At 64.9% G+C, this 15,569-nt stretch carries 18 protein-coding genes; 9 read left to right on the top strand and 9 right to left on the bottom strand.

Features of this window, described 5'->3' with window-relative positions:
- Positions 1 to 16: 16 nt before the first annotated feature.
- From ACEWPM_RS02835 to ACEWPM_RS02850, 4 genes are all read right to left on the bottom strand, one after another.
- The gene (locus ACEWPM_RS02835; protein ID WP_393960961.1) at positions 17 to 727 is read right to left on the bottom strand and encodes an alpha/beta fold hydrolase; all 711 of its coding nucleotides are present in this window, start codon (positions 725 to 727) and stop codon (positions 17 to 19) included.
- 93 nt (positions 728 to 820) lie between these two features.
- Positions 821 to 1,435 carry a hypothetical protein gene (locus ACEWPM_RS02840; RefSeq protein ID WP_393961008.1) on the bottom strand — a complete coding sequence of 205 codons (615 nt, stop codon included), beginning with the start codon at positions 1,433 to 1,435 and terminating at the stop codon, positions 821 to 823.
- Between the two features lie 17 nt (positions 1,436 to 1,452).
- A complete protein-coding gene (locus tag ACEWPM_RS02845) occupies positions 1,453 to 2,208 on the bottom strand; it encodes an alpha/beta fold hydrolase (RefSeq protein WP_393960962.1) in 756 nt (251 codons plus the stop codon).
- A gap of 3 nt (positions 2,209 to 2,211) precedes the next feature.
- On the bottom strand, positions 2,212 to 2,433 hold the full coding sequence (locus tag ACEWPM_RS02850; RefSeq protein WP_393960963.1) for a hypothetical protein: 222 nt from the start codon (positions 2,431 to 2,433) through the stop codon (positions 2,212 to 2,214).
- Between the two features lie 172 nt (positions 2,434 to 2,605).
- Between ACEWPM_RS02850 and thrS the strand changes: the two genes are divergently transcribed.
- The 5 genes from thrS (at position 2,606) to ACEWPM_RS02875 (ending at position 7,362) form a co-directional block, all read left to right on the top strand.
- Entirely contained in the window at positions 2,606 to 4,552 is a 1,947-nt protein-coding gene (gene thrS, locus ACEWPM_RS02855) for a threonine--tRNA ligase (RefSeq protein ID WP_393960964.1), read from the top strand.
- Positions 4,553 to 4,767: 215 nt separating this feature from the next.
- Positions 4,768 to 5,070 (top strand): BufA1 family periplasmic bufferin-type metallophore, encoded by a 303-nt coding sequence (locus ACEWPM_RS02860; protein WP_393960965.1) that lies wholly within the window; start codon positions 4,768 to 4,770, stop codon positions 5,068 to 5,070.
- A 92-nt stretch (positions 5,071 to 5,162) separates the two neighbouring features.
- The gene (gene bufB, locus ACEWPM_RS02865) at positions 5,163 to 6,041 is read left to right on the top strand and encodes an MNIO family bufferin maturase (protein ID WP_393960967.1); all 879 of its coding nucleotides are present in this window, start codon (positions 5,163 to 5,165) and stop codon (positions 6,039 to 6,041) included.
- Positions 6,038 to 6,799 (top strand): HvfC/BufC family peptide modification chaperone, encoded by a 762-nt coding sequence (locus ACEWPM_RS02870; RefSeq protein WP_393960968.1) that lies wholly within the window; start codon positions 6,038 to 6,040, stop codon positions 6,797 to 6,799. Before bufB ends, ACEWPM_RS02870 begins: the two co-directional genes overlap by 4 nt.
- The gene (locus tag ACEWPM_RS02875) at positions 6,799 to 7,362 is read left to right on the top strand and encodes a DoxX family protein (protein WP_393961009.1); all 564 of its coding nucleotides are present in this window, start codon (positions 6,799 to 6,801) and stop codon (positions 7,360 to 7,362) included. The genes ACEWPM_RS02870 and ACEWPM_RS02875 overlap by 1 nt, the downstream gene beginning before the upstream one ends.
- A 2-nt stretch (positions 7,363 to 7,364) precedes the next feature.
- On the opposite strand, the gene ACEWPM_RS02880 is transcribed toward ACEWPM_RS02875, so the two are convergent.
- The gene (locus ACEWPM_RS02880; RefSeq protein WP_393960969.1) at positions 7,365 to 7,676 is read right to left on the bottom strand and encodes an arsenate reductase family protein; all 312 of its coding nucleotides are present in this window, start codon (positions 7,674 to 7,676) and stop codon (positions 7,365 to 7,367) included.
- Between the two features lie 226 nt (positions 7,677 to 7,902).
- Here ACEWPM_RS02880 and ACEWPM_RS02885 point away from each other — a divergent pair, with 226 nt between their 5' ends.
- Positions 7,903 to 8,109, top strand: a complete 207-nt coding sequence (locus ACEWPM_RS02885; RefSeq protein WP_393935074.1) for a cold-shock protein — start codon at positions 7,903 to 7,905, stop codon at positions 8,107 to 8,109.
- A 72-nt stretch (positions 8,110 to 8,181) separates the two neighbouring features.
- Here ACEWPM_RS02885 and ACEWPM_RS02890 read toward each other — a convergent pair whose 3' ends face one another.
- Positions 8,182 to 8,694: a copper chaperone PCu(A)C gene (locus tag ACEWPM_RS02890; RefSeq protein ID WP_393960971.1), complete on the bottom strand. Its 513-nt coding sequence runs from the start codon at positions 8,692 to 8,694 to the stop codon at positions 8,182 to 8,184.
- A gap of 181 nt (positions 8,695 to 8,875) precedes the next feature.
- On the opposite strand from ACEWPM_RS02890, the gene ACEWPM_RS02895 reads away from it, so the two are divergent.
- The gene (locus ACEWPM_RS02895) at positions 8,876 to 9,103 is read left to right on the top strand and encodes a hypothetical protein (protein ID WP_393960972.1); all 228 of its coding nucleotides are present in this window, start codon (positions 8,876 to 8,878) and stop codon (positions 9,101 to 9,103) included.
- Between the two features lie 159 nt (positions 9,104 to 9,262).
- Here ACEWPM_RS02895 and rpmB read toward each other — a convergent pair whose 3' ends face one another.
- Together rpmB and meaB are read right to left on the bottom strand one after the other, a co-directional pair.
- Complete coding sequence (gene rpmB / locus ACEWPM_RS02900; protein WP_076532386.1) at positions 9,263 to 9,553, bottom strand: 50S ribosomal protein L28; 291 nt, start codon at positions 9,551 to 9,553, stop codon at positions 9,263 to 9,265.
- A 287-nt stretch (positions 9,554 to 9,840) separates the two neighbouring features.
- Positions 9,841 to 10,848, bottom strand: a complete 1,008-nt coding sequence (gene meaB, locus ACEWPM_RS02905) for a methylmalonyl Co-A mutase-associated GTPase MeaB (RefSeq protein ID WP_393960973.1) — start codon at positions 10,846 to 10,848, stop codon at positions 9,841 to 9,843.
- Positions 10,849 to 11,041: 193 nt separating this feature from the next.
- Between meaB and ACEWPM_RS02910 the strand changes: the two genes are divergently transcribed.
- Together ACEWPM_RS02910 and hrpB are read left to right on the top strand one after the other, a co-directional pair.
- Entirely contained in the window at positions 11,042 to 11,671 is a 630-nt protein-coding gene (locus ACEWPM_RS02910) for a DUF3108 domain-containing protein (RefSeq protein WP_476454004.1), read from the top strand.
- Positions 11,672 to 14,113: an ATP-dependent helicase HrpB gene (gene hrpB / locus ACEWPM_RS02915; RefSeq protein WP_393960975.1), complete on the top strand. Its 2,442-nt coding sequence runs from the start codon at positions 11,672 to 11,674 to the stop codon at positions 14,111 to 14,113.
- 53 nt (positions 14,114 to 14,166) lie between these two features.
- On the opposite strand, the gene gndA is transcribed toward hrpB, so the two are convergent.
- Positions 14,167 to 15,567 carry an NADP-dependent phosphogluconate dehydrogenase gene (gndA, locus tag ACEWPM_RS02920; RefSeq protein ID WP_393960976.1) on the bottom strand — a complete coding sequence of 467 codons (1,401 nt, stop codon included), beginning with the start codon at positions 15,565 to 15,567 and terminating at the stop codon, positions 14,167 to 14,169.
- Between the last annotated feature and the right edge of the window lie 2 nt (positions 15,568 to 15,569).

Raw genomic sequence — 15,569 nt, forward strand, 5'->3', positions numbered from 1 at the left:
CTCTTAAGGCAACGCCTTAACGCAGCACCAGCGGCTGTTTCATCCAGTGCATCAGCGCGTCGGTCGTGGCGTCCGGCTGTTCCAGCGTGGGCAAGCGGCCCGCCGCTTCGATCACCGCCAGCTCCGCATAGGGAATGAGGTCGGACAGGAATTGATGCCGCTTGATCGGCGATGTCGCGTCCTGCGCGCCGCACAGCACCAGGGTCGGCATCTTGATCTTGCGCATCACCGCCTGATAGTCGCGGCGGCGCTGGATCGCGCGGGCCTGCCGGATCACCGTGTCCTGCCCAAGATGGTCGGCCATGTCATGCACCAGGGCCAGCACCTCGCCGCGCATCGGGCCGGGGGCCAGCGCATTGGCGGGCATGACCCCTTCGGCAAAGCCCTTCAGGTTCCCGGCGCGCGCCTTGGTGATCACAGGCTCGAAATCCGCGGCCGATTGCGGCGTCTCGGCAAAGGCGCTGGCATTCATCAGCGCCAGCCGCGTCACGCGGTCGGGGGCGCGGCGCACGATCTCCATCGCGACGCTGGCCCCCAGCGCCAGCCCTGCCAGCGCAAAGCGGCGCGGCAAGACATCCAGCAGGTTCGACGCCATTTCCTCGATTCGGTCGCCCCCCGTTACCGGAGCAACCGTGATCGCATGCGCCTTGCTGAACGCAGCCAGTTGCGGACCGAAGAGCCGTGCATCACACATGATATCGGGCAAAAGAACGAGAGCCTCGTTCATGCGGGGGAACTCCTTTCGGCCGGCAGGGGGGGGGGCAGGCGCTGCGGCGCACATTGGCAGAGCGCGCGCGGGCGTCAACCGGCCCCGTGCTGGTCAGGGCGTGCGAATGGCGCGAAAGGACGGGAAATCTGCATATCGCGCCTGACGCTGGGCCGCATCCTCGACCGGCTCCGCCCCAGCCCGCAGCAGTAGACCCTTGGGCGCGATATAGCTGGAAATGGTCCGCAGAGGGCGTGTGCGCCAGCTTAGGTTCATCGCGCAAAGCTTTGGGAAGAAGAAGATTTCCGAGTAATCAAGATGATCATGCAACCACCATGCCAGATCGCGCCAGTCGCGCCCCTTCGCATAGCGATCGGCAAACCACGGGATCACCAGAGAGGTGCACGCACCGCGCTGATCGCCCTCACCCGCGTCCCAGATATGCGAGCCGATATTGGCATCATTCCGCGCACAGTTCAGCCCGTTGTCATTGCCAAAGCGATTGAGTGCAGCACTGCGGTAGCCCGAGCGGATCGCGATGCGCCCGAATGTCTCCTCCAGCGGATCCAGCAGCGTCTCGCACAGAGCGCGGCCCATCTCGATGGCGCGGTCCGGATCGTCCGGGATGTTGGGTATGCCGTGGATATTTCCGATCTCGGAATATAGAAAATCGCGCATGTAGAAATGCGGGCTCAGCCGCACGCGGCCCAGATCCTCGAGCCCACGCATGGATCGAGGGCGGCGCATCAACGCGCCGCGCGCGCAGTCACGTCGGCGACCGACGCGTCAATCAATGCAAGGCAGTCGGTATCGGAGAACCTATGATCCGCCCCATCCACCAGCGTCAGGCGCATGTCCGGGCCCCTGGCATGTGTCAACAGCGCCAGCGCGACGCTCATATCGACATCCGCATCAGCCGTCCCTTGCAGGAAACGGACGGGAAACGGAAGATCGAGCGTATCCCGCAGGACAAGGTTTTGCCGCCCATCCTCGATCAGCTTGCGTGTGATCGTGTAGGGTGCGTCATAGTCGCTGGGGCGAAAGATCTGCCCCTCGCGCATCAGCTTGGCGCGCTCGATCTCGTTCATGCCCGCCCACATGCTGTCCTCGGTGAAATCCGGCGCGGCGGCGATGGTGACAAGGCCGGCAATCCGCTCGGGCATGGCGCGCGCCAGCAAGAGCGCGATCCAGCCGCCCATGGACGAGCCGACAAGGATCTGAGGCTCGGTGGTCCGCGCTGAGATCACCGTTGCCGCATCGGCGGCCCAATCGGAAATGCAGCCATCGGTAAACTCGCCCGAGGAGCCGCCATGTCCGGAATAATCGAAGCGCAGGAACGCGCGCCCCTCGGCCTGGGCGGCCGCCTCCAGATGAACGGCCTTCGAGCCCTCCATGTCCGACATGAAGCCGCCAAGAAACACTATGCCCGGTCCTGCCCCATCGGACTGGCGATAGGCGATGCGCCGCCCTTCGGACGTTTCCAGAAAATTAGCTCCGCTCATGGCTCAACCGCTGACATAGGGCGTCTTGCTGGGGCGGAAGAACACCTTCTGATTATGCAGGCGGCCCAGCAACTCGTCGATCTCGCGCACGGTTCGGCCCGCGATTGGCGCATCGGCATCGGCGCCGCCCGGCATCGACAGTCGGCGCTTGGCATGGCGCAGCGCATCCTCGATCAAATCCATATCCTCGATGCCCAGCTCGATATTGGGATTATATTGGGTCATGTCCCGCTCCTTGTGAAAACTGCCGGGGTCAGTCTATCCGGCCTCGCCGGGGCGCGCCAACCGGATTTCAGAACGCAGGTGTGCTTGACACCCGCAAGGGGCAGCGGCACAAGGGCATCTCACCCGCAACCGGGCGCACGTGTAGGCGCCAAACCGACGAGGAGCGCCCCAGATGGCCCAAATCTCCCTGACATTCCCTGATGGCAACGCCCGCGAATACGCCCCCGGCGTCACCCCCGGCGAGGTCGCTGCCGATATATCCAAATCCCTGGGGAAGAAGGCCATCTCGGCCACTGTGGACGGCCGGCACTGGGACTTGCAATGGCCGATCGACACCGATGCCAGCATCGCGATCCACACCATGCAGGATGAGGATCAGGCCAATGAGCTGCTGCGCCATGATCTGGCCCATGTCATGGCCCGCGCGGTGCAGGAGATCTGGCCCGATGTGAAAGTCACCATCGGCCCCGTGATCGAGAACGGCTGGTACTATGATTTCGACCGCGAAGAACCCTTTACCCCCGAGGATCTGGGCCTGATCGAAAAGAAGATGCGCGACATCATCAACGCGCGCGATCCGGTCCGCACCGAGGTCTGGGACCGCCCCCGCGCGATCCAGCACTACAAGGACGCAGGCGAGCCCTTCAAGATCGAGCTGATCGAGGCGATCCCCGGCGACGAGCCCTTGCGCATGTATTGGCATGGCGACTGGCAGGACCTCTGCCGTGGTCCGCATCTTCAGCATACAGGCCAGCTTCCCGCCGATGCGTTCAAGCTGATGAGTGTCGCGGGCGCTTATTGGCGCGGCGACTCCAAGCGCGAGATGCTGCAGCGCATCTACGGTGTCGCCTTCAGCTCCAAGGAAAAGCTGAAGGCCCATCTGAACATGCTTGAGGAAGCCGCCAAGCGCGACCACCGCAAGCTGGGCCGCGAGATGGATCTCTACCACATGCAGGAAGAGGCGCCGGGCCAAGTCTTTTGGCACCCGAACGGCTGGACGATCTACACGCAGCTGCAGGATTACATGCGCCGCAAGCAGCGCGCCGGCGGCTATCAGGAGATCAACACGCCGCAGGTCGTGGACCGCAAGCTGTGGGAAGCATCGGGACACTGGGACAAGTACCAGGACCACATGTTCATCGTCGAGGTCGAGGAAGAGCACGCCAAGGAAAAGGCCGTGAACGCCCTGAAACCGATGAACTGCCCCTGCCATGTGCAGGTTTTCAATCAGGGTCTGAAATCCTACCGCGACCTGCCCCTGCGGCTTGCTGAATTCGGTTCGTGCTCGCGATACGAGCCGTCGGGCGCGCTGCATGGCATCATGCGTGTGCGCGGCTTTACGCAGGACGATGCGCATATCTTCTGCACCGAGGATCAGATCGAAGAGGAATGCGCGAAGTTCATCAATTTCCTTGCCGATATCTACGCCGATCTTGGCTTTGCCGAATTCGAGATCAAATTCGCCACCCGCCCCGAAAAGCGCGTCGGCACTGACGAGTCGTGGGATCATGTCGAGGGCGCACTGGAAGGCGCGATCAAGGCGACCGGCCGTGATTTCACGCTGGAGCCGGGCGATGGCGCGTTCTATGGGCCGAAATTGGACTTCTACCTGACCGACGCGATTGGCCGGACATGGCAATGTGGCACCTTCCAGGTCGATCCTAACTTGCCCGAGCGTCTGGGCGCCACCTATATCGCCGCCGATGGCTCCAAGCAGCGGCCCTATATGCTGCACCGGGCCACCTTGGGCAGTTTCGAGCGGTTCATCGGCATCCTGATCGAGGAACATGCGGGCAAGCTGCCCTTCTGGTTGGCGCCGCGCCAGGTTGTCGTCGCTTCCATCGTCTCGGAGGCGGACGAGTATGTGAACGAGGTGGTCGCCGCATTGCAGGCGCGCGGCGTGCGTGCCGAGGCCGATATCCGCAACGAGAAGATCAACTACAAGGTCCGCGAACACTCCGTCGGGAAAGTGCCCGTCATCCTCGCCTGCGGCCACCGCGAGGTCGAGGATCGCACCGTGTCCCTGCGGCGTCTGGGCGAGAAAGAGACACGCGTCGAGACGCTGGATGACGTGATCGAGAGCCTCGGGCGGGAGGCGAAGGCGCCCGATTTGTTGTAACAATCGCCTGAGAATGGCGGCGCGGCGCCGAAAAAGAACGCCGTGCCGCGCCGTGCGACCCAAATTTATCGTGTAAAAACAACTGCGGCATTCTGACGCGGTTCTAACGCCTGCGTGTCTGACGCATCCGTGACTAGCGCGCTACGCATCACCTTCCCTATGGTAAACCTGTCGCAATACTCAGCGATGCATATAGTCCACAGGGAGACCACCAGATGTCCAACATGATGAAAACCGCTGCAATCGCAGGCGCCTTCACCGCAGCGCTGACCGCCCAGACGGGCACCGCCTCGGCCGAAGCTCAGGTCAAATGCTACGGCGTGGCGCTGGCCGGCGAGAATGATTGCAAGGCCGGCGCCGGCACTACCTGCGCAGGCACCTCCAAGGTCGACTACCAAGGCAACGCCTGGACGCTGGTCGACGAGGGCACCTGCACCACCATGGAACTGCCCGCGATGGAGGACGGCACCGCGCGGCAGGGCTCGCTGGAAGAGCTGCCGCGCGATCTGCCTGCCTAACCCTTTGCCAATCGGGGCGTGCGGCCGAGCCTGAGGCCGCCGCCCCAAAATGGCTTTCCTCGACGCCGCAAATATCCTCAAGGAGCCGTGCCATGCTGGACGACACCACTTCTCCACCAGAACCGCAGGGCGCGCTGCCAAACGGCGTCGGCGTCGGCTACAAGGCGCAACACTTCAACGAATTGATGCAGGATCCTGCACCTGTCGAATGGCTCGAGATCCATGCCGAGAACTACATGGGGGATGGCGGGCGGCCCCTCGCGCAGTTGCGCGCTCTCTCCGAGCGGTTTGCCATCTCGGTGCATGGCGTCGGCCTCAGCATCGGGGGCGAGGGCCCGCTGGACCCCGATCACCTGGCGCGGCTGCGGCACCTGATCGGATGGCTGAAGCCCGCCAGTTTTTCCGAGCATCTGGCCTGGTCCACGCATGACGGCGCGTATTTGAACGATCTGCTGCCCCTGCCCTACACAGCTCAGACGCTGACCCGCGTTTGCGATCATATCGACCAGCTGCAAGAGGCCATCGCGCGGCCCATGCTGCTGGAAAACCCGTCCAGTTATCTCAGCTTTGACGCCAGCACGATGAGCGAGACCGAATTTCTGTCCGAAATTTCCGCGTGCACCGGATGCGGCCTGCTGCTGGACGTGAACAACGTCTTCATATCGGCGCATAACCTCGGACTGGACGCGCGCGCCTATATCGACGCCTTTCCCGTAGAGCATGTGGGCGAATTGCATCTGGGCGGCCATGATGAGGATGCTGGCGGCGATGCCCCCCTGCTGATCGACAGCCATGGCTGCGAGGTGGCCGATCCGGTCTGGGCGCTGCTGGATCACACCCTTGCGCGCACCGGACCGCGCCCCTTGCTGATCGAATGGGATGCAGATGTGCCCGATTGGCCAGTGCTGCGCGAAGAGGCCCGCCGCGCCGCGGGTGCGCTGGCCAAGGCCACCGCCGCCGTGCCCGCATGAGCGCGACCCAATCCCGATTCCGGGCCGCCCTGCTGGACCCGGCGCTGCCTCCACCCGAAGGGCTGGGCGACGGCCAAGGCGGGCCTGTGGGACGGCGTTTTGACATATATCGCAACAATGTCGCCTCCAGCCTGATCGACGCGCTCGAAGTCGGCTTTCCGGCCGTGCGAAAGCTGATCGGACCCAGAAATTTCCGGGCGATCACGGGTGAATTCCTGCGCCGGCATCCGCCCGACAAACCGATGATCGCCATCTATGGCGCAACGCTGCCAAAATTTCTCGAAGAATTTCCACCGCTTGCGCATCTGAGATATCTGGGCGATGTCGCACGGCTGGAGCAAACATTGCGCGAATCCTATCACGCGGCGGATGCTACCCCACTGGACCCCGCAGTTTTGCAGGGCCTGGCGCCCGAGCAGTTGCTGGCCTCCCGGCTCCAGCTGGCGCCTGCACTACGCCTGCTGCGCTCCTCTTGGCCGGTGCACGGCATTTGGGCCTACAACATGCAAAATGGCGCACCGACACCTGCGGCCATAGCCGAGGATGTGATCGTCACCCGCCCCGAGTACCACCCAATAGCGGCGGTCGCTGGTCCCGGCGGCGCCGATTTCGTAGCGGCCCTCGCCGCCGGTCAGACCATTGGTGCGTCGCATGACACTGCGATGCGCGGTGCACCGGATTTCGACCTGGCCGGCGTTCTTGCCATTCTCACAAGCGGCGGCGCCCTCCACCGCCTTATCCCCGGAGAGACCCGATGATGCCGCTTCTGCACCGCTACATCGCGCTGGACGCCGCCCAAAGCAGGGCTGACGCCGCGCTCAGCCTGATCGCCCGCCTCCTCTTTGCCGCCATCCTCGCGGTCTATTTCTGGGCCTCGGGCCTGACCAAGCTCGGAGACGGCCTGCTTGGCATCTTTTCCCCCTCCACCGGCGCCTATGCCCAGATATTCCCGAGGGCGATGGAGGCCGCAGGCTATGACGTCAGCCAGCTTGGCCTTTTCCACACGCTCGTGGTTCTGGCGGGCACCTGGGCCGAATTCATCCTGCCCATGCTGATCGTGATCGGTTTTGCCACCCGCCTCGCCGCGCTGGGGATGATCGGCTTTGTCATAATCCAATCGCTGACCGACGTCGTCGGTCACGGCCTCGCGTCGGAGCCTGATGCGGTCGGCGCCTGGTTTGACCGGGTGCCCGATTCGATAATTCTGGATCAGCGCGCTCTTTGGGTCTTCTTGCTGCTCACGCTGGTGCTGAAGGGCGCGGGCCCCCTGTCTCTCGATCGTCTGGCCGCACGGCGCCTCAGTGCCGGTCCGGCACACTAGCCTCAGATCAGGGCGCCCTGCACGCCTTGGCTCCAGCCCAGATAAAGCGTGTCGCCATCGTCGATCAACGGACGTTTCATAAGCGCAGGATGCGACCGGATCAGATCCAGCGCATCGCACTGTCTCTCTGTTTCGCTCAGACCGCGCCACGTGGTAGAGCGCGTGTTCAGCAGCGCCGCGCCGAACATATCATGCGCCCGCTCCAACAAATCGTCTGGCAAGGGGTGCTCGCGGATATCGACCAGTTCGGCCTGCGGCAGCGCCTTGGCTGCCTTGCGGCAGGTATCACAATTTTTCAGACCGAAAATCTTCATTCGCTTGCATCCTCGTTTCTGGCATAGAAACAGCGCGGGTTTTCGCCGTCCCGCCCCGGTCTAGCGCCGATTTGCCAAAGCTTTATTCTCTTTTGCTTGATTTTTGAAATACCCGTGCAAAGATCGATATGCGACCGGGGCCATATGGCTGCACCCACGCGGTCATGTCGCTCCGGCTGAATGTCCCGGCACCCGCCCGGGGAGACAGACTGGAAGGAGAGGCGGAATGCCGACAGGCACCGTAAAATGGTTCAACACCACCAAAGGCTATGGCTTCATCGCGCCGGATGGCGGCGGCAAGGACGTATTCGTCCACATATCGGCAGTCGAACGGTCCGGGCTGACCGGGCTGGCCGATGATCAGAAAGTAAGTTTCGAATTGCAGGAAGGCCGGGACGGGCGCCAGATGGCCGCCGATATCTCGCTTTTGTAATCTGAGCCACCCGCACAGATGAGCCGCGTCGAAGAAAGGCGGCCCCGACACACGGGGCCACCTTGGGCCTTATCAATCGCTTTTCTTCTCGCCGTGGTCCATGTCGTGCCCTTCCGAGTGCGACATGCCCTGCTCCATGCTGTCGCCGGGCATGCGTTCTAGATCGACAGGGACATCGACGGTCATCTCGCCGGCTTTCTCGAAGGTCAGCGTAACTGGCACTGTCGCGCCCTGAGCCAGCGGCGCGGTCAGACCCATCATCATGACGTGCTTGCCGCCGCGCTGCATCGAGATCATGCCATCTGCGGGCAGCTCGAAGCCCTCTTCGACATGGACCATTTTCATTACACCGTCGCCGCTTTCGATATGCGTGTGCAGTTGGACGATGTCCGCCGCGGGCGATGATGCGCCGATCAGGCGGTCTTGGGCGCCGTGATTGACGATCTGCATGAAGGCCGCGCCGGTCTTGGACGTGGGTGACGCACTGCGCGCATAGGCGTCCTCGACAGTGATGTCGGCGGCAAAGGCGGGCATGGCCGCGAAAAGCGCCGCGCTGGCGACGATAGAGCGAAGGGTGATAGACATGATGTCTCTCCTTGGATTCTGTCTGTGTTAGAGGGTGTCTAAAACTGGCACTACCGAGACTGGCGGCGCCCGCGCTCGGGCCTGCATCGGATTCACGAGAGCCGCGCCACCGGGCAAGGGGGCGGCGCGCGCGGCACGCCTGCTCGTCATCGGGACAGGATTATCGGGCAGACCGGGCAATATGGCACCCAGCGCGGCCAGCGCGCAGTCGGGGCAGATATGCGGCGGGCCCACGGGCTGCCCCTCGGCATTCACCGCGATGCTGAGCGGACCGGTGCCGCTGCAAATCGTCAGAACTGTACTGGCACCCGGCACACTGCGCGCGAGGGCCAAGGATGGGGCCGTCAACACCAGCACCAATGCCACAATGGTGGCCAGTATTTGCCTTGGACGCTGTGTCACGGTCTGAAGTCGACTCCCTGCCCCACCAGAGCAAGATACTGCGCACCCAAGCACTTACAAGGGCCGGGATCCAATTTTAGGGCCCCCGGCATGCGCCTGCCTATACGCAAAAAGCCCCGCCGTTCCCGGCGGAGCCTTTTCGATAGGGTCAGAGCCTTGGCAGAGTTCAGGCCGACGCGGCCAGCGCCTTGGCGATCTCTTTCTTGACCTTAAGAACCGACGGCGACAATTCGACATCCTTGGCCTTGGCCAGAAATGCATCCAGACCGCCACGGTGATCGACACTGCGCAGGGCATGCGCCGAAATGCGCATCTTGATCCCGCGGTTCAGCGCCTCGGACTGAAGCGTGACATCGTTCAGGTTCGGCAGGTACCGGCGCTTGGTCTTGTTGTTGGCGTGGCTGGAGTTGTTGCCAACCATCGGGCCTTTTCCGGTCAATTCGCAGCGGCGCGACATGGTGTCATCCTCGTCTTACTAGGTGAAGGCCAGTCGGCCCTTGTCAATTCGGTATCAGTGTGGCCGCAAAGGCCACAGGACGCCGCAAAAGCCGCGCCCGAAATTCCGTTGGCGGTGGATAGGCGGAATCGCCCGGCCCGTCAAGGGGCGCCAGGGCCATTAAAGTGCTCGCCAAAAGAGATTCCTGCCTTCGGCGAGGATATTTTTCGCCAGAAGATAGCCCGCCCATTTTTCTTGCCTAAAATACCTAAGGGAGGAGCCGCATCACGGCGGAGGGAAAGCGCCCCTCAGTCTTGCTGGGCCTGCATCTCGCCGATCCGGTCCAGCAGCGCGCGCGCGGCGATGGCAGGCGTGGTGCGACCTTCGGCCACGTCTGCACCAAGCTCTTTCATCGCGCGGCGCGCCTCCGGAGTGTCCAGCTGCGACAAGAGGCCCTGCCGGACCTCTTCGCCAAACCAGTAGCGCGCCTGATCGGCGCGGCGCGCATCCCAGTGGCCATTCTCGCGCCGCCAGTCGGCCAGCGCCTGCATCTCGGACCAAGCCGCCTGCAGGCCGGTATCCTCAAGCGCCGAGACCATCATCGCCTTGGGAAACCCTTCGGGATCCTGTGGGCGCTTGCGCAAGAGGCGCAGAGCGCCGGAATAATCGGCGCATGTGCGATTGGCGGCGGATTTCAGATCGCCATCCGCCTTGTTGATCAGGATGATATCCGCAATCTCCATGATGCCCCGCTTGACCCCCTGCAACTCGTCCCCGCCCGCAGGGGCCAGTAGCAGCACGAAGAGATCGGACATCTCGGCCACGACGGTTTCGGATTGTCCAACGCCCACCGTCTCGATCAGCACCACGTCGAACCCCGCCGCCTCGCAGAGCGCCACCGCCTCGCGCGAACGGCGCCCGACGCCGCCCAGATGGGTCTGGCTGGGAGACGGGCGGATAAACGCATTTGGATCGCGGCTGAGCCGGTCCATCCGCGTCTTGTCACCGAGGATCGAGCCCCCCGAGCGGGCCGAGCTGGGATCAACCGCAAGCACCGCGACGCGCAGTCCTTGCGCAGTCAGCATCCGGCCAAATCCCTCGATGAAGGTCGATTTACCCACGCCCGGTGTGCCCGACAGGCCGATGCGCAGTGCCTGGTGGTCCACACCGTCCGCACCCTTGAGCGCTTCGACAAGTTCTGCGGCAAGGGCGCGATGATCGCTGCGGCTGCTTTCGACCAATGTGATCGCGCGCGACAGGGCCCGCCGATCCCCTTTGACAATTCCGCGCTCAAGCTGTGCAATGTCGATGGTCATGGCCGCCCTGATCCTTTTGTCCGTCCGCACGCCTTCATGCCGCGACGGGCCGGGACTTGTCCAGTGCGGCCCTGGGATATGCCCGATCGGAGACTGCTCTATGCGCCTTGCCGCCCCCTTAGCCTTGATACTTGCCCTGCTGTTTGGCGTGCCCGGCCCGTCCCAGGCCGAGGAAGTCCGCACGAGTTTTAATGTGCGTCTTCTCGGACTGCCCGTCGGCAAGATCCGCTTCGCCGCGCGCGAGGAGGCCGGCGCATACGCCGTCACTGGCGTCTTCGATACCAGCGGCATCGGCCGCATCGTCGAGGCCGGATTTCGCCTGTCCGCCCAAGGCCGGGACAAGCAAGGCCGCCTGTCACCGCAGGCCTATGACGAGCGGATCAACACGGGCAGCCGCCGGTCCACAGCCTCGCTTCGCTACAAGGGCGGTGTGCCGCGCATCACCGGGGGCAGCGTCGCCGCCGAGGTCGCTCAGGATCCCGATGCGCTGAACCCCGCAACGCAGGGCGGCACGGTCGATCCGATGACGGCACTTTGGGGCGTGCTGCGCGACCAGCCCTTGCCGGGACTTTGCAACTACGACGTCACCATTTTCGACGGCCAACGCCGCGCGCGCCTGGCCATGACGGAACGGCGCGATGGCGCCGGGCAGATCACTTGCGCCGGTGCCTATACGCGCCTTGCAGGGTTCTCGGCCTCCGAGATGAAGCGCCAGAGCGTCTATCCCTTCGCCGTCACCTACACGCCGGCTGGCACGGTGATGCGCGCAAAGGCGCTGACGGTTAAATCCGCCTATGGCACGGCCGAGATGACGCGCGACTAGATGCAAGGCGATCTGCCCATAGACGAGGCGATCCCGCGCCTCCTGGACGCCATGCGCGGCCGGGGCCGCGCCGTGCTGCAGGCGCCGCCCGGCGCGGGCAAGACGACCCGCGTACCGCTCGCGCTGATGGAGGCAGGCCTCACTCCGGGCCGCATTGTCATGCTGGAGCCGCGCCGCCTTGCCGCGCGCGCCGCCGCCGAGCGGATGGCGCAGACATTGGGCGAGGATGTGGGCGACACCGTGGGCTACCGGGTGCGCGGCGAGGGGCGCGTGTCAGCGGCCACCCGAATCGAGGTGGTGACGACCGGCATCCTGACCCGGCGCATCCAGTCCGACCCCGAGTTGAAGGGCATCGGCGCCGTCATCTTCGATGAATTCCACGAACGCAGCCTTGATGGCGATCTGGGTCTTGCGCTCTGCCTCGAAATCGCGGGCGCGCTGCGCCCTGATCTGCATTTGCTGGCCATGTCGGCCACTCTGGACGCAGCGCCCGTGGCCGAGCTGATGGGCAATGCGCCCCTCATCACCAGCGAAGGCCGCGCCTTTCCGGTCGAGACCCGCTGGTTGGAGCGCCCCCGGCCCAAGGCGCAGCGGCTGGAGGCCGCCTTGGCCGATCTGACCTGCGAGGCGCTGGCCGAGACGGAGGGCGGCGTGCTGATTTTCCTGCCCGGCGAGGGCGAGATCCGCAGGCTGGAGGCGCTGCTGGCGCCGCGCATCGGCGCGGGCTGCATCTTGCGCCCCCTTTTCGGCGCGATGGATTTTGCCGCTCAGCGCGCGGCCATCGCTCCTGCCAAGGGCGCGCGCAAGATCGTGCTTGCCACCTCGATCGCCGAGACCTCGCTGACCATCGAGGATGTACGCGTTGTCATTGACGGTGGCCGCGCCCGGCGGATGCGGTTCGATCCCGGAGCCGGGATGGCCCGCCTTGTGACCGAGCCTGTCAGCCGCGCCGAGGCGGTCCAGCGGCGGGGCCGCGCCGGCCGCGTCGCGCCCGGCATCTGCTACCGCCTCTGGACCCGCGGCGAAGAGGGCGCCCTGCCCGCCTTCCCTCCGGCCGAGATCGAGGCGGCGGACCTTGCCCCTCTCGCGCTGGAACTGGCTCTTTGGGGCGCGGCGCCGGATCAGATGCCCCTGCTGACACAGCCCAACCCGGGCAGTTATGCCGAGGCGCGGGCACTCTTGCGAATGCTGGGCGCACTGGATAACGCCGGGCACATTACCGATCACGGGCGCGGCTTGGCTGCGCTGCCGCTGCACCCGCGCCTTGCGCATATGCTGGCGCTGGCAGGTCCCGACGCCGCCCCCCTCGCCGCGCTCCTGTCCGAGCGCGACCCCCTGCCGCGTGGCGCGCCCGCCGATCTGGCCCTGCGCCTGGCGGCCATCCGCAGGCCCAAGGGGCCGCACCCGCACGCCCCCAGCCGCGCAGTGCTCCAGCGCATCACGCAAGAAGCGCGCCGTCTTGCCGACGCGGCCAAGCCTGCGCAGCACCACGACCTCAGCGATGCCGAAATGGCCGCCCTCGCCTATCCCGACCGGATCGGCATGCGCCGAGCGGGTGACGCGCCGCGCTATCTAATGTCCGGCGGAAAGGGTGCGGTTTTCGGCGCCGAGGACCCGCTGGGCAATCAGCGCCTGATCGTGGTGACCGATACAGATGGCAATCCGCGCGAGGCGCGCATCCGGCAGGCGATCCCGCTGGCCGAGGCGCAACTGCGCAGCCTCTACGCCGAGCAGATCGCTTGGTATGATACCTGCGTCTGGTCGCGCCGCGAGGGACGCGTGAGCGCGCGTCAGCAAGAGCGTTATGGCGCGCTCGTCCTCGATGACCGCCAGTGGAAGGACGCGCCACAGGACGCCATCGCGCGCGCCATGCTGGACGGCGTCCGCGAGATGGGCCTTGTCTGGACGGATGCTGCGCGCCGCTTTGCTGCGCGCGTGGCGCTGGGGCGCGCCAGCGGGATGGACCTGCCGGATATGAGCGAGGCCGCCCTGATGGACCGGCTGGAGGACTGGCTGCTGCCATTCCTCCAAGGCACACGCAGCGCGGCGGAGTGGCGCCGCTTCGATATCCTGAACGCTCTGCGCGCGCAGCTGGACTATGCGCAGATGCAAGCTCTGGATGCGCTGGCGCCTGCGCATTTCACCACGCCGCTTGGCCGCCATATCCCCATCGACTACGACACTGACCCGCCCGAGATCCAACTGCGCTTGCAGGAGATGTTCGGCCAGACCACGCATCCGATGGTGGGCAAGACACCGCTGCGCGTGACGCTTCTGTCGCCCGCGCACCGCCCAGTGCAGACGACGATGGATATCCCCGGCTTCTGGGCCAGCTCCTATGCCGATGTGCGGCGCGACATGCGGGGGCGCTACCCGCGTCACCCCTGGCCCGAAGATCCAAGTCAGGCCAACCCGACCTTGCGCGCGAAGCCCCGCAAATAGGACGAACACCCCCCTTCATCTTGGCAAAAAACACCAAGATACGAACGGCGGACCTAGTCCCACCATGGCCCATGATACACCCCCGGCAGATCCAGCCGCGCATAGCCATGATGGCCAAAGAAATCCCGCTGGGCTTGGATAATATCAGCGGTCCCGTGCCCTTGCCGCATCGTGTCGAACCAGCCGATCGCGGCGCCCAGCGCCGGGGCAGGATGCCCGCCCGCCACCGCCGCTGCGGCCACGCGGCGCAGCGCGGGAATCGTCCGGGTCAGCTCGGCCGCCATGGCGGGAGCGAGGATCAGTTGACCGCCCGGCATATCGGCGCGGAATGCCTCCGCGATGTCATTCAGAAGGGCCGAGCGGATGATGCAGCCCGCGCGCCAGATCTCGGCGATGCGGGCGAAATCGAGCGCCCAGTCATACTCAACGCTGGCTGCCTCGAGGATGCGAAATCCTTGCGCATAACTCAGGATGCGCGCGGCCATGAATGCATCCGCGAGCACATCCTCGCCTAGGTCGAGCGTGCCGCGCTCCCCGCCAAGGATGCCTTCGGCGGCCACGCGCGTGTCCTTCTCCGACGACCAGCTGCGCGCCGCGACAGCGGCATCGATCATGCTGGCCGATTGGCCCAGCTTGACCGCCTCGATGACGGTCCAGCGCCCGGTGCCCTTCTGCCCCGCGGCATCCTTGATTACGTCGATCGCCGGGTGGCCAGTGACCGGATCGGCATAGCCCAGCGCCTTGGCGGTGATCTCGGTGAGGTAGGATTGCAGCGGCCCGTCGTTCCAGCGCGCGAAGGCCGCGCCGATCTCGGAGGGGCTGCGCGCAAGTCCGTAACGCATGAGGCCGTAGATCTCGGCGATCACCTGCATATCCGCGTATTCGATACCATTATGCACCGTCTTGACGAAATGCCCGGCGCCGTCCGAACCCAGATGCGCGACGCAAGGATCGCCTTCATAGCGGGCGGCGATGGCGGTCAGGATCGGTTCCAGCTGCGTCCAGCTGTGCTCCGTGCCGCCCACCATCATCGAGGGGCCGTGCCGCGCGCCCGCTTCGCCGCCCGAGACACCCATGCCGACGAAATGAATGTCCAGTGCGGCCAGCTCGGCGCTGCGGCGGCGTGTGGCGTGAAAATCGGCATTGCCGCCGTCGATGATCGTGTCGCCCGGCGCCAGCAGGGGCAGGATTGCCGCGATCATTGCATCCATCGGCGCGCCCGAGGGGATCATGAAAAGGATGATGCGCGGCGCGGCAAGGCCGGCGACGAAGGCCTCAAGCGTCTCGTGGGAATGAATGCGGGCCGCCAGGTTGCCAGCCTCGGACATGAAGCCGGGCAGCCAGTCGACCTCGCGATTGGCCACGGCGACATCGATGCCTTGCCCGGCCATGTTTAGCGCCAGCGCACTGCCCATCGTGCCGAGGCCATAGATGCCGATCCGTGCTTTGGTCATGC

The organism is Roseovarius maritimus (assembly GCF_043355895.2).
Taxonomy (GTDB): Bacteria; Pseudomonadota; Alphaproteobacteria; order Rhodobacterales; family Rhodobacteraceae; genus Roseovarius; species Roseovarius maritimus.

Coding starts and splice junctions, on each gene's coding strand:
- gndA (WP_393960976.1), bottom strand. CDS start 15,567: ATGACCAAAGCACGGATCGGCATCTATGGCCTCGGCACGATGGGCAGT.
- ACEWPM_RS02835 (WP_393960961.1), bottom strand. CDS start 727: ATGAACGAGGCTCTCGTTCTTTTGCCCGATATCATGTGTGATGCACGG.
- bufB (WP_393960967.1), top strand. CDS start 5,163: ATGCTGGACGACACCACTTCTCCACCAGAACCGCAGGGCGCGCTGCCA.
- ACEWPM_RS02845 (WP_393960962.1), bottom strand. CDS start 2,208: ATGAGCGGAGCTAATTTTCTGGAAACGTCCGAAGGGCGGCGCATCGCC.
- ACEWPM_RS02870 (WP_393960968.1), top strand. CDS start 6,038: ATGAGCGCGACCCAATCCCGATTCCGGGCCGCCCTGCTGGACCCGGCG.
- ACEWPM_RS02880 (WP_393960969.1), bottom strand. CDS start 7,676: ATGAAGATTTTCGGTCTGAAAAATTGTGATACCTGCCGCAAGGCAGCC.
- ACEWPM_RS02895 (WP_393960972.1), top strand. CDS start 8,876: ATGGCACCCAGCGCGGCCAGCGCGCAGTCGGGGCAGATATGCGGCGGG.
- hrpB (WP_393960975.1), top strand. CDS start 11,672: ATGCAAGGCGATCTGCCCATAGACGAGGCGATCCCGCGCCTCCTGGAC.
- ACEWPM_RS02890 (WP_393960971.1), bottom strand. CDS start 8,694: ATGTCTATCACCCTTCGCTCTATCGTCGCCAGCGCGGCGCTTTTCGCG.
- ACEWPM_RS02850 (WP_393960963.1), bottom strand. CDS start 2,433: ATGACCCAATATAATCCCAATATCGAGCTGGGCATCGAGGATATGGAT.
- ACEWPM_RS02885 (WP_393935074.1), top strand. CDS start 7,903: ATGCCGACAGGCACCGTAAAATGGTTCAACACCACCAAAGGCTATGGC.
- ACEWPM_RS02840 (WP_393961008.1), bottom strand. CDS start 1,435: ATGCGTGGGCTCGAGGATCTGGGCCGCGTGCGGCTGAGCCCGCATTTC.
- ACEWPM_RS02875 (WP_393961009.1), top strand. CDS start 6,799: ATGCCGCTTCTGCACCGCTACATCGCGCTGGACGCCGCCCAAAGCAGG.
- meaB (WP_393960973.1), bottom strand. CDS start 10,848: ATGACCATCGACATTGCACAGCTTGAGCGCGGAATTGTCAAAGGGGAT.
- rpmB (WP_076532386.1), bottom strand. CDS start 9,553: ATGTCGCGCCGCTGCGAATTGACCGGAAAAGGCCCGATGGTTGGCAAC.
- ACEWPM_RS02860 (WP_393960965.1), top strand. CDS start 4,768: ATGTCCAACATGATGAAAACCGCTGCAATCGCAGGCGCCTTCACCGCA.
- thrS (WP_393960964.1), top strand. CDS start 2,606: ATGGCCCAAATCTCCCTGACATTCCCTGATGGCAACGCCCGCGAATAC.